14 protein-coding genes and 1 rRNA gene are annotated in these 11,694 nt (G+C 27.4%); 9 read left to right on the plus strand and 6 right to left on the minus strand.

What is annotated here, in order from left to right:
• Positions 1–11: 11 nt before the first annotated feature.
• A complete protein-coding gene (locus tag EXC45_RS02240; RefSeq protein WP_036435054.1) occupies positions 12–449 on the minus strand; it encodes a hypothetical protein in 438 nt (145 codons plus the stop codon).
• 63 nt (positions 450–512) lie between these two features.
• On the opposite strand from EXC45_RS02240, the gene EXC45_RS02245 reads away from it, so the two are divergent.
• The 3 genes from EXC45_RS02245 to EXC45_RS02255 all read left to right on the plus strand — a co-directional run bounded on the left by EXC45_RS02245 (position 513) and on the right by EXC45_RS02255 (position 1,418).
• A complete protein-coding gene (locus tag EXC45_RS02245) occupies positions 513–833 on the plus strand; it encodes a hypothetical protein (protein ID WP_036435052.1) in 321 nt (106 codons plus the stop codon).
• A gap of 42 nt (positions 834–875) precedes the next feature.
• A 5S ribosomal RNA gene (rrf, locus tag EXC45_RS02250) occupies positions 876–981 on the plus strand.
• 131 nt (positions 982–1,112) lie between these two features.
• A complete protein-coding gene (locus EXC45_RS02255) occupies positions 1,113–1,418 on the plus strand; it encodes a thioredoxin family protein (RefSeq protein ID WP_036434746.1) in 306 nt (101 codons plus the stop codon).
• Between the two features lie 29 nt (positions 1,419–1,447).
• Here EXC45_RS02255 and EXC45_RS02260 read toward each other — a convergent pair whose 3' ends face one another.
• Both EXC45_RS02260 and EXC45_RS02265 read right to left on the minus strand, forming a co-directional pair.
• Positions 1,448–2,848 (minus strand): phosphotransferase, encoded by a 1,401-nt coding sequence (locus EXC45_RS02260; RefSeq protein ID WP_036434748.1) that lies wholly within the window; start codon positions 2,846–2,848, stop codon positions 1,448–1,450.
• Entirely contained in the window at positions 2,841–3,344 is a 504-nt protein-coding gene (locus EXC45_RS02265) for a hypothetical protein (protein ID WP_129693777.1), read from the minus strand. Before EXC45_RS02265 ends, EXC45_RS02260 begins: the two co-directional genes overlap by 8 nt.
• Before the next feature lie 63 nt (positions 3,345–3,407).
• On the opposite strand from EXC45_RS02265, the gene EXC45_RS02270 reads away from it, so the two are divergent.
• The 4 genes from EXC45_RS02270 (at position 3,408) to EXC45_RS02285 (ending at position 6,730) form a co-directional block, all read left to right on the plus strand.
• Entirely contained in the window at positions 3,408–4,010 is a 603-nt protein-coding gene (locus EXC45_RS02270) for a ribonuclease HII (protein ID WP_036434752.1), read from the plus strand.
• A 76-nt stretch (positions 4,011–4,086) separates the two neighbouring features.
• Entirely contained in the window at positions 4,087–4,887 is an 801-nt protein-coding gene (locus EXC45_RS02275; protein WP_036434754.1) for an energy-coupling factor transporter ATPase, read from the plus strand.
• The gene (locus EXC45_RS02280) at positions 4,878–5,822 is read left to right on the plus strand and encodes an energy-coupling factor transporter ATPase (protein ID WP_036434756.1); all 945 of its coding nucleotides are present in this window, start codon (positions 4,878–4,880) and stop codon (positions 5,820–5,822) included. The genes EXC45_RS02275 and EXC45_RS02280 overlap by 10 nt, the downstream gene beginning before the upstream one ends.
• Entirely contained in the window at positions 5,822–6,730 is a 909-nt protein-coding gene (locus tag EXC45_RS02285) for an energy-coupling factor transporter transmembrane component T family protein (protein WP_036434758.1), read from the plus strand. Before EXC45_RS02280 ends, EXC45_RS02285 begins: the two co-directional genes overlap by 1 nt.
• 70 nt (positions 6,731–6,800) lie before the next feature.
• Here EXC45_RS02285 and trmB read toward each other — a convergent pair whose 3' ends face one another.
• The 3 genes from trmB to EXC45_RS02300 are packed head-to-tail and all read right to left on the minus strand — an operon-like array spanning position 6,801 to position 9,734.
• Positions 6,801–7,412 (minus strand): tRNA (guanosine(46)-N7)-methyltransferase TrmB, encoded by a 612-nt coding sequence (gene trmB, locus EXC45_RS02290; protein WP_036434760.1) that lies wholly within the window; start codon positions 7,410–7,412, stop codon positions 6,801–6,803.
• A 36-nt stretch (positions 7,413–7,448) separates the two neighbouring features.
• On the minus strand, positions 7,449–8,306 hold the full coding sequence (locus EXC45_RS02295; RefSeq protein ID WP_129693778.1) for an MAGa3780 family membrane protein: 858 nt from the start codon (positions 8,304–8,306) through the stop codon (positions 7,449–7,451).
• Between the two features lie 60 nt (positions 8,307–8,366).
• The gene (locus tag EXC45_RS02300) at positions 8,367–9,734 is read right to left on the minus strand and encodes an FAD-dependent oxidoreductase (RefSeq protein ID WP_036434764.1); all 1,368 of its coding nucleotides are present in this window, start codon (positions 9,732–9,734) and stop codon (positions 8,367–8,369) included.
• Positions 9,735–9,855: 121 nt separating this feature from the next.
• Here EXC45_RS02300 and EXC45_RS02305 point away from each other — a divergent pair, with 121 nt between their 5' ends.
• Both EXC45_RS02305 and EXC45_RS02310 read left to right on the plus strand, forming a co-directional pair.
• Positions 9,856–10,599, plus strand: a complete 744-nt coding sequence (locus tag EXC45_RS02305; protein ID WP_036434766.1) for a phosphotransferase — start codon at positions 9,856–9,858, stop codon at positions 10,597–10,599.
• A gap of 24 nt (positions 10,600–10,623) precedes the next feature.
• Positions 10,624–11,694: a phosphatidate cytidylyltransferase gene (locus tag EXC45_RS02310; protein WP_051616977.1), complete on the plus strand. Its 1,071-nt coding sequence runs from the start codon at positions 10,624–10,626 to the stop codon at positions 11,692–11,694.

Below are 11,694 nucleotides of genomic sequence, written 5' to 3' on the forward strand. Positions count from 1 at the left end.
TTAATATATCATTAATCTTCTCTGATTACTTTTTTATTCACGAATGCTGATCAAATTATCATCACTAATAAAATAAGATTCATTGCAGCTAATAATACATAACCATATGGATGTAAATATAATTTATCAGCTTGAGTGTTAATTAAAATTCCTAAAGCAATTGGTGAAGTAAATAAATTAACAAAAGCTACCAAAGTAATTCAAATTCAAAAATTAGAAAAAGCTTTTTGTTTGTCTCTTCTATATAGCATAATTGAGCCTAGTGAAGATAAAAACACCAATCAAGTAAAAGGCATTACCATTAAAAAAGCATATGAAGTGTTTTTAGGATCTCTAATTAAACTTAAACTCAAAGTAAAACCAATTAATGTAAGCACTAAAAACACTAAAGTAAAAATATGCGGTTTATAATTAATAAATTTAAAATTAGTTTGCTCATTCTTTTTCATAAGTAATATAGATTATAAAACTTTTTAAAGTTCAAATTTAAATATATGTAAAATATTTATATTATGAACAAATTACAAAAACTATCTTCAGAAGAATTAAAATTATCTTTTGATTTTGAAATAACAAGATTTGAAAATAGAGAATTCGATATCACTATTCACAAATTACTTCGAGACATTAAATATAGTGATCGTTTCTTTGAATGATTTATGGAAGATCTAATTTTCTTACTTGCCCAAAACAAATATCAACTTAGATGAGATGTAGCAACTGTATACTTTAGCGGAGTAAAAAATTTAGATCTTTCAGATAGTGATTATAAAGAATTTACCAAATTGCTTACTACATCAGTAACAAACTTTGATATTGTTGTAAAAAATTAAAAAAAATTTATTTGCTTTTATTTTTTTGTGCTATACTTTTATCACAGTGATTATAGCAACGGGGATCACCTGAATCCATTCCGAACTCAGTAGTTAAGCCCGTTAGTGCCGACGATAGCAGAAATGTGAAAATAGGGAGTTGCTGTTTTTTTTATATCTTTTTTTAGATTAGAAATTTTTGATAAAAACCAAAAAATGCGTTTTTTATCAAAAAAACAATAAAAAATTAACTTTTTGCTTTTTTTATGTATAATTAATACGTATTAAGAAAGGAAAATTATGGTTAAAGAATCTAACAAAAAAGAAGTTTTAGAAACAGTTAAAAACGGTCTTCACTTAGTTGTGTTTTACGCTGAATGATGTGGAGCATGTAAAATGCTTAAACCAGTTCTTGAAGAACTTTCAGCTAAAGATAATGTAAGCGTTTTAAGAATTAATGTAGACACCGAAAAAGAATATGCAATTGAAGAAAAAGTTCAATCTATTCCTTATGTATTAGTTTACAAAGATGGTGAATTAGTTCACAAAATGTTAGGATACAAACCTTACGCACAATTAAAAGAAGATCTAAAACCTTATTTATAATAAAATCTCGCTCAGTTTGCGAGATTTTATTATAAATAAGAACTATATTTTAATATATTGTTAATATTCTCTTTTTCTTGAGAAGAATCTTCTAAAGATAAACTTCATAATAATCCACAAAAATTCACTATGCATTTATACTTATAAAATTCTTTTTTATCAATGTTTTGATCATAACATTTTAATAAATGATTTTCTCTATCTTCATTTAAATTTAGATTAGAACTTAAATAAGCTAAATCGTAATATTTACTATTCAAACCAGCATCAACTAAATCTATAAACTTTACTTTTCCATCATTTAAACTAATAAGTACATTATTTTGATGCAAGTCGTTATGAGAAAAAACTAAATCCCGTGGATTTGAGAGATGGTTAAAAATTTTATTAATTATTTGATCATCAATTTGTTTGAATACTTGATTGTTACTATACTTTTGATATAAATTTTTAATTTTTATATCAAAATCATATTTTAGGTCGCTTTTGACCTTATGCATTTGTTTAATTCTACTTGCAACTCTTCTTATATTTCCTTTGCATCAATTAAAAGATCTTGCATTAACTCATTGTCTTAAAACTATTTTTTCATTCTCATAGTAAATACTAGGGAATAAATCAAACTCTCCTATTGAAGAAAAATAAAATTGTTGGGATTTTCTTTGTATTACTTTATCAGTTACTTTGTATGAACTTTTAGAAAAAGAAGGGAGCAAGTTTTCTGGAGTCATTGAAGAATACAGTTTCTCTAAATAGTTTTGCTCATAAATGTAAAAATCAAAAATTTTACAAATGTATAAAAGATCGTCAAATTCGCTTTTTTTAACATTTAAATACTGCATCAATAACTTTTTATCAAATCCTTGTTTATATAACGAAATAGCATCAAAACCGTTGAAATTTGTACGAATTCATTCTAAATCAATAAACTCAATTTCATTATGATCGTTAATTAGGATATTTTTTAAAACCAAATCTCCATGTTGAAGAACTGTGGGTTGTTTTAAAAATTTTTTGATTATATTTTTGTATTTGTCATCATTAATTTTGTCTTCAAATCAATTAAATTCTTGAACTTGTAATTTTATTGAACTAAAATTTTTGAGTTTAGATAGCACTGCAAGTTGAATTTCTTCAGTTAGTTTGACTTGATCCAAAGTTGTTCCTTTAAATCATTTACGCACTAAAATCTCTTCATTAATAAACAATGTGTCTTTATGATCTTCATAATATTTGAATTCATTTTTTTTATCTTTGAAAACATCACTTTTGGATATTCTAACTTGATAATCAATGTTGTTTATTGTAGCAATATATGTGTAGTTGTGAAATCCTTGATATTTAAATTCAAAATTAGAAATTTCTCCTAAATTCTTCTCTTTTAAAATCCCTTCAAGCTTTTGATAATGTTCATTCTTAACTTTATTCATACAACCTCTTAGCACTCATTTTTAAATCCTTTGGACATGTAAATATGCTTTGTTCTTCGTTAAATTGCACAAATAATAACTTCGGATAAGATCTTGAATATTGTTTGTTTCCTAAAAAGTTAAATTCCACTAAAGGCACATGCATTAGTTCATATATTTCTGAATTTACATCATCTTTTAAGATAGCTGGATAAATACTTAAATCAAAACTGAGTAAAATTTCTGTTTTCAATAGTTTTTTTTCTTCATCATTAAAAAAATCTAAGATCATGTTATGAAAGTCTTTAAAAGTACTTTTATATCCTTCAATTGTGTAAAATCACTCACGATCTTTTTGATATTCATTCTTAAAAACTTCTCAATCAACCAAGTTTTTTTGTTTTTGAACAATTTCATTTAAAAATCAACCGTAATTTTGCATGTCTTTAGGTAATCCAAAATAAAAATCATAATTATCCTGACATAAATCACAATAAGTTTTCACTTTATCTAACATATGTAAATTATATTATTTTGATGCTTTTTTGTATATTAAACACATTTAATTTATAATTTTTATATGTTAAATTTTGAAGCTGAATTTTTGCCAAACAAAAAAATTATTGCTGGTTGTGACGAAGCTGGAAGAGGTGCGTGAGCTGGTCCTCTTGTAGCTGCTTGTGTTATTATGAATAACGAAAATAAAATATCAGAAATTAATGATTCAAAAAAACTTTCTAAACAAAAGAGAGAATTTTTATATCGTCAAATAATTCGAAATGCTTACGAAATTCAAATTAGTGTCAGAAGCGTTGAAAAATTAAACGAATCCAATCCCAAAGAAGAATCAAAGCTTGCTATGTCCGAATGTGTTGCTAAATTTAGTGCCCGTCCTGAAGTTGTTATTACAGATTTTGAAAAAATCTACACTAATATTGACCAAATTAATTTAGTTAAAGGTGATGAAATTTCTTATAATGTTGCTGCCGCAAGTATCGTTGCAAAGGTATATCGTGACAAATTAATGACTGAACTAGCAACCAAGTATCCTGGCTATGGTTTTGATGCTCATAAGGGTTACGGAACTAAAGAACACAAAGAAGCAATTATTCAAAAAGGTGTTACACCAATACACCGGATTAAATACAAACCTATCAAAGAATTAATTTGCAAAATACCTTAAAAAAGGTGTTTTTTATTATTTTTTTACGTCTTTTCTTTAAAAAATATAATTTTTTAACTGTGGTAAAATTAATACTATGATTAAAGTACAAAATGTAACTTTTAGGTATCGTGAATCCGATCCTGTGCCGGCATTATCAAATGTTTCTTTTGAAATTCAAAAAGGAGAATATGTTGCTATTTTAGGTCATAATGGATCAGGAAAAAGCACTCTTTCTAAAATCCTTTCTGCATTAATTAAACCTTCAAGTGGTAAAGTATCAATTGACGGAATTGTATATTCAAGAGAAACCTTAATTGATGTAAGAAAAAAAATAGGAATAGTATTTCAAAACCCAGAAAACCAATTCATTGGATCTTCTGTAGAAGATGATATTGCTTTTGGTTTAGAAAATAAAAGAATGTCACGCGAACAAATGGTTAAGGTTGTTCGTGAATACGCAGAAAAAGTTGATATGCTCCCTTTTTTAGAACGTGAACCCGAAAATCTTTCTGGTGGACAAAAACAAAGAGTTGCGATTGCTTCTGTTTTGGCTTTAGATCCAGAAGTTATTATTTTTGATGAAATTACATCAATGTTGGACCCAAAAGGTAAAAACAAAGTTTTACAAATTATTCAAGACATTAGATCAACAAAACAAAAAACTCTAATTTCAATAACTCATGATATGGACGAAGCTATTTTAGCTGATAAATGTTTGGTCTTTTCTGGTGGTAAATTAATTGCCGCTGGAAAACCTATTGAAATTTTGAACAATAAAGAAATCATTGATATCGCTAAAATTGATTCTCCTTTTGTGTATAAATTAAGTTCACTAATCAAAGGGGTAGAACCAACATATAATGAAGAGGAGTTAATTAAAGAAATATGCAAATAAAATTAAATAATGTTAAACATATCTTTTCTAAAAATACTCCTTGACAATTCAAAGCTTTAGATGGAATTTCAGTTGATATAAAGCAGGGTGAATATATTGGAGTGATTGGACAAACAGGAAGCGGAAAAACAACTTTTATACAACATTTAAACGGTTTGTTAAGCCCTACTGAAGGTGAGGTTTCTTGAATTTTTAATCAAGAAATTCAAAACAAAAAAACTAAAAAAAGTTCGATCTGAAAAATGCATGTAACTCTTCCTGTTATTAAAAAACGTTTTTTTGGATTAAGTAAAAAAACTAAGAAAACATACAAATTTAAAGAGTCTAAAATGATCAGAAATAAAATTGGTGTGGTCTTTCAGTTTGCTGAATATCAACTATTTAAGCAAACAGTATTAGACGACATCATCTTTGCCCCTATTGCTTTTGGAATGCCTAAAGAATTAGCAAAAGAAAAAGCTAGAGAGTATATTAAATTAGTTGGTTTAAGTGAAGATTATTTAAAACGTAGTCCTTTTGATTTATCTGGAGGTCAAAAACGGAGAGTCGCTTTAGCTGGTATTTTAGCTTTAGAACCTGAAGTTTTAGTTGTTGATGAACCAACTGCAGGATTAGATCCTGTCGGGGTTGTAGAGATTTTAGATATTTTATCCAACTTGCACAAAAAAGGTGTCACAATCGTTAATGTCACTCATGAGTTAGATCACGTTTTAGAAAGAGCTCAAAGAGCAATAGTTTTTAAAAATGGTTTAATTCACAAAGATGGGGACCCATATGAAATTTTAAATGACATTGAGTTTTTAAAACAAAACAATTTGCAACCACCTAAATTATTAGAATTTGTGCATAAATTAAGAGACAAAGGTCTTGATGTACCACAAATCAAATCACTTCAAGAATTAGCAACATGAATTAATAAACAAAGGAGCAAGTAATGAAAAGTGTTTTCGGAAGATATGTTCCTGGTAAAGGTTTCTTTTACAATATTGACCCTAGATTAAAAATCTTTATTGTTATTTTTTATGTTGTATTTGCTTTTTTATCTAAATATTTTATTGATAATCTAATTTTATTAATTCCCTTACTTATAGCTTATGCGGTTGTTATCAGAAAAATTAGACCTATTGTTAAAATGGCTAAATTCCCACTGTTTATGTCTATTGTCATCTTTTTGATTAACATTTTAACAATTAAAGTTGATGATGTTGCGAAAGCATTTGAACATGTAATGTCAAGTGAAAATGTTTGATTTTGAAAACTAGTTTATCCAAATAGTGCAACCCAAGACCAAATTGTTATCACCACTTTAGCGTTAAATCGTAGTATAGCTTTATTTTTAAGGGTCTTTACAATGATTTTAGCTACAACATTACTTACCAATACCACTAGACCTATTTTATTAACTAAAGCAATTGAAGATTTAATGTTACCTTTAAAATTATTATTTATACCAACACAAATTATCGCAATGATAATTTCAATTGCATTAAGATTTATCCCTACTTTGCTTGATGAATCACAAAGAATAATGAAAGCTCAAAGCTCAAGGGGTATTGATTTTAAAAACGGAAAACTCAAAGATAAAGCTATTGCTTTTTCAACATTAATTATTCCGTTATTTGTTTCTTCTTTTGCTAAAGCTGATGATTTAAGTGATGCGATGCAAACAAGAGGATATGAACCTTATTCAAAAAGAACTAAGTATCGTAATTTAAAATTATCTTGAATTGACTTAGGAGTTGCTTTATTTTTTATTGGTTTAGGAACATTTATTGGTTTAAATATAGCTATTGGAGAATCGTTCTTACCAATAGTATGAACACAAGTTTTAACAATTTATTAATTACTGAACTAGGTTTAAACCTAGTTTTTTTATAAAAAAACTTGAGCATAAGCTCAAGTGAGTGTTTATATTATTGTTTCTTTCTCGCTTCTAAATAATTAATGTTTTTTCCTAAAGAAGATCATTTTATTTCATAACCAGTTTTATAATTATCAGCATTAAATTCGCTGTTATGTAAATCTGTAGTTTGAGCTAAAATTTCTCAATTGTTTTCTTGCAATGATTCTATAGAATAATTAAACAACTTGTCATTGTCGGTTTTAAAACGCAACTTACCTTCTTTTGAAAGAATTTGTTCATATAATGCTAAAAATGTCTTATAAGTTAATCTTCGTTTTTCGTGTGCATTTTTTGGTCATGGGTCAGAGAAAGTCAATCAAAGTTGATCTATTTTACCTTCAAATAGTTCAGGAATTTTCACAGCATCTTGTGTGATAATAAATAAATTTGTCAAATTCAACTCATTAATTTTCTTTAAAATTTTGTGAGCTACAGTAGGATATTTTTCTAGAGCAAAATAAGTGATTTCAGGATTATTTAACGCCAGTTGAGTGATCATTTCTCCTTTTCCAGCCCCTATTTCTAAAACATTAGAATTGTGCAATTTGATTGGAAATTCGGAAATAAAATATTTTGAAGTAGCTAACTCTCCAGCTGCATTTTTATTGTGTCTTAGTCTCATAAATATTATTATATTGTATTTGTACTATGCGATAAATTAATTGTTAATTTTGTTTTTTAAGAAATTGCTTGTATAAGGATTTTCTTTTGGTAACTTACAAACTTTTTGTCAAAATCAAGCCAAGAAAACACTTAAACTACAAAGAGCAAGTAAAATCGCAATATCTAAAGTCACAATCACAAAGATATTACCCCCTTTATAAAAGAGCGGTTCCACAAAATTAGCAAAAGGATAAATTGAAAGTTCAACTTTTGAATGATACAAGCCATCAGAATTAAATTTTATAAAGTATTGATCAAAATCTTTACCCACTAAAAACACTGCCAACGCAAAAAGATAATAAAGAATCATCGCTACAGAAGAAAAAAATATGGTTTTGTTAGAAGTGTTGATATTCTTCTTATTTCAAATAAAAATAAACATCCCCAAAGCCGGAGTAACAAAGTGAACAATTGTAGTGGAAACTAACACATCAACTGCGATGTTTCCTTGCAAAATTGCTGGTAAAAAGATCAACCCTCAAAATACTAAAAATGTGATGCTGATATATGAAACGTTCAAATGCATTAATCTTTGCGTTTTTCAATTTTTTGGATAAATCGCAAATAAAATAATACTAAAACCCATTAAAAAATTTGAAATTCATGTAAAAGTTAGTGTTACTTTTCAAAATAAAGCTAACGGTGAAATAATTAAGTTATTAGAGTATAAAAAATAGAGTTGATCTTGAGAAAGGTTGTTTAAAACATTAAAATATTCTTCTTTTCTAATTTCTCAGGTTCAAATAGTTATAGAACACATTAGAACAATGTAGACAATTCCTAAATATAAAGTTCATTGTCGTTTAGTATCTCATTTCAAGAAAGTTAAATGGTTTGTTATTCTATTTTTCATTTTTTAATATTAACATTTTTTGCGTAAAAAAACACCCATTTAAGAGTGTTTAGTTATAAATTATTTTTTGTATTTAATTCCTAAAGCATTTAACATTGGCATTAAGAAGAAGTTAAATGGTTTGTTAAAGTGTGGTAAGAAGTAAACATCTGTTAAAGCAATTTCTGGTAATGTTAATCCTTTTTGAATTGCTAATGCAAACATATAAATAACTTCAGTGTGAATGAATTTACCTCATGATCCAATTTGAACTCCTAAAAGTCTAAGTGTTTTTGAATCGTAAGTAATTTTACATGCAACTTTGTCATATTCTCTCATAAATTCTGGACGGTCATTGTCAATGAAGTATTCTTCAGCAACATTTTCAAGACCTGCTCTTTCAGCTGTTAATTTTGTCATTCCAGTTGAAGCATAGTGGCAATCAAATACGTTAATTGCGTTTGTTCCTACAACTCCTGGGAATGGCACATGTAATCCAGCGATATCTAAAGCAGCAATAAGTCCTGTTTTAACTGCATTTGTAGCAAGTGCTGTGTGAGCGTGTTTTCCTGTCACTTTGTTGATCATAGCAGCAGAATCACCGATTACATAAATATCTTTATCTGATACTGAACGTTGGTATTCATCAACTTTAACAGCTCCGTTAGGTAATTTATCAACATCTGTTAGAGCATCGGTTCTAGGTTTGAATCCAATTGATAAAATAACTAAATCAGCTTTGTATTCACCTTTGTTTGTCACAACTGAAGATACATGTTCTCCATCTTTTGATTTAAATTCAACTACTGATTCTCCAAGTTGAAGTTTAATTCCTTCTTCTTTCATTCTTTTTTCCATTACATCAGTAAATTCAGGGTCAAAGTAATTAGGAACTACTCTGTCTTGAAGATCGATTAAAGTAACTTTTTTACCTTTTAGATGGAAAGCTTCAACTAATTCAACTCCAATGTATCCAGCTCCAACTACAACAACATCTTTGACTTTTTTGTCGTTAGCAGCTTCTAAAATTTCTTCAGCGTGTTGGAATAATTTTGAAAGCATAATGTTTTTGTATTCTCTACCTTTAAATGGAGGTTCAACAGGTCATGTTCCACCAGCAAAAACAAGTTTATCGTAATTATCTGTAAATTCTTTTCCTGATTTTAAATCTTTAACTAATACTTCTTTTTTGTGTCTATCAATTTTTAAAACTTCGTGTTCTGTTTTTAAATCAACTTTGTATTCATCTCTTAAAATTGCAGGAGATGAATAGAATAAACCTTCAGAAGTTTCAAATTCACCTCCAACTCATAAAGCAATACCACAACCTAAAAATGATGTGTTTGTATTACGGTCATAAGCAACAATTTGATCTTGTGGGTTAACTGTTTGTAATGTTCTTAAAAATGATGTTCCTGCGTGGTTTGCACCAACAACTAAAATTTTCATATTTTCCTTTCTAATATTTAAATTATTCAATATTTTAATAACTGCTTATAATTATACAATAATATAATTTATCAGTATAAAATGTGAAAAGTATTTCCACATTTTTAAAAAGGAGGTTTTGATGAAAAAAATTAATCTCGGTTTCACTAATGAATCATTTCAAGATGGGAAGTTGTTTATTCAAAAGAAAAAATACAATAATTTTAATCACAAAATTGACTATAGCATTTTAAACAAACTTGATTTTGTGCCCAAACTAGTTGAAAACTCACAAGAGTGACTTAAATACGAATTTATTGAATCACAAGAATTTATTTTTGATGAAGAGACATTAAAGGAAGTAGCACGAAATTTAAAAACTTTGCATGATTCAAAATTAAAGTTTCCTAAAACCAATCATGCTGCTCGCATTAAAGAATACCGTAAAGTTTTAAAAGATAAAAACATACACATTGAAGTTTTAAACAAATATTACAAAAGAATTAACAACATTCTTGCACACGCTGAAAACAATCGTCCTTTGCATAATGATTTATTTAAAGTTAATATCTTAAAAGACAAAAAGGGTAAATTATGATTTATTGATTGAGAATATGCATCAATGGGAGATAAACATTTTGATTTAGCATATTTTATTACTAGCAATAGTCTAAGTGAAGATCAAGAAAAGATTTTTTTAGATGAATATGACTCATATTGAGAAGAATATTTGTGACAACATAAAATTTTAATTTACTACTTGGTTATTTTATGAATCAATGTTCAAGATCAAAAACCTTTTGATGACAAACCCTTTTATGATTTGGTTGAAAAAACAGTTCAAACTTATGAATTTAAAAAGAAAAACAATCTCTTTAGAAACTAACTTTTTCAATATAATTGAAACACAATGAACAATCAAATAAATAATTCGCAACATTCGCTTTTTCAACAAAGAATTCTTCCTGCCATTTTTATGGTGGTAGGATTAATTTTTATTTTCATTCTTTTCAGATTGTCTTTTTTTGGTTTTCCTAATTTCAATTGAAGTTCTTTTGCTGATGTCGGAAAAATTGTTGCAAGATCACTTTCTCTTGCCATTTATGTTGCATTAGGAATTTGGGCTTTTTATGAATTAACTTATGCTTTTACACAAAATAAAATAATTGCCTCAGTTCTGGGAGTGTTTCAATTATCAACAATGTTTACTGGGATTTCGTTTTTCTTTTTTATAAGTAACTTTTGAAATGTTCAAGATAAAACTTCATATAACATTTCAAACCTTATCTATTTATATTCTGATTGAATTTATTACTTGTTTTTATTGTTAAACACTGTTATATTTGCAATTTTAAGACTAACAACCACAAAAGATATTATTTATTCAAACTTCTTTGTAAAAGTACTGATCTATTTTATTTTTTCTTTTTTGATTTCTTCTTTTTTTAAAACCTTTGTTTTATTAATGGCTGTTCCTTCAGGATTGTCATATATTTTAATTTTAATGACTGCAGCTAGCGCCTCAGATATTGGAGGTTTTGTTTTTGGAGCTAAATTCGGTAATAAATATTTTAAACGCAAACTTGCGCCTACTATTAGTCCTAAAAAAACATGAGAAGGTTTTTTTGGTGGAATGATAGTTTCAATAGCAACAATAATTTTATTGTCAATTATTTTAAATTTTGCAGATCTTACATCTCAACAAGATAACAAAAATTATTTTAGTGTTTTGTTTAAAGTTTTTGTGGCTCAAGATAGTTCTATTTCATCAGTTTTAATTTCTAAATTTTCACTTATATTATTTACTTTATTAGTTCCTGCAATAGCAACTTTAGGAGACTTATCATTTTCAATGATTAAACGAGCTAATAATATTAAGGATTTCTCTAAAGTCTTAAAAGGGCACGGCGGATTGCTTGATCGTATCGATAGCATAATCTTTGTTTTTGTTATTTTTTCATTTGTTGCCATTGGATTTTAA

This window comes from Mycoplasmopsis columboralis (assembly GCF_900660675.1).
Taxonomy (GTDB): Bacteria; Bacillota_I; Bacilli_A; order Mycoplasmatales; family Metamycoplasmataceae; genus Mycoplasmopsis; species Mycoplasmopsis columboralis.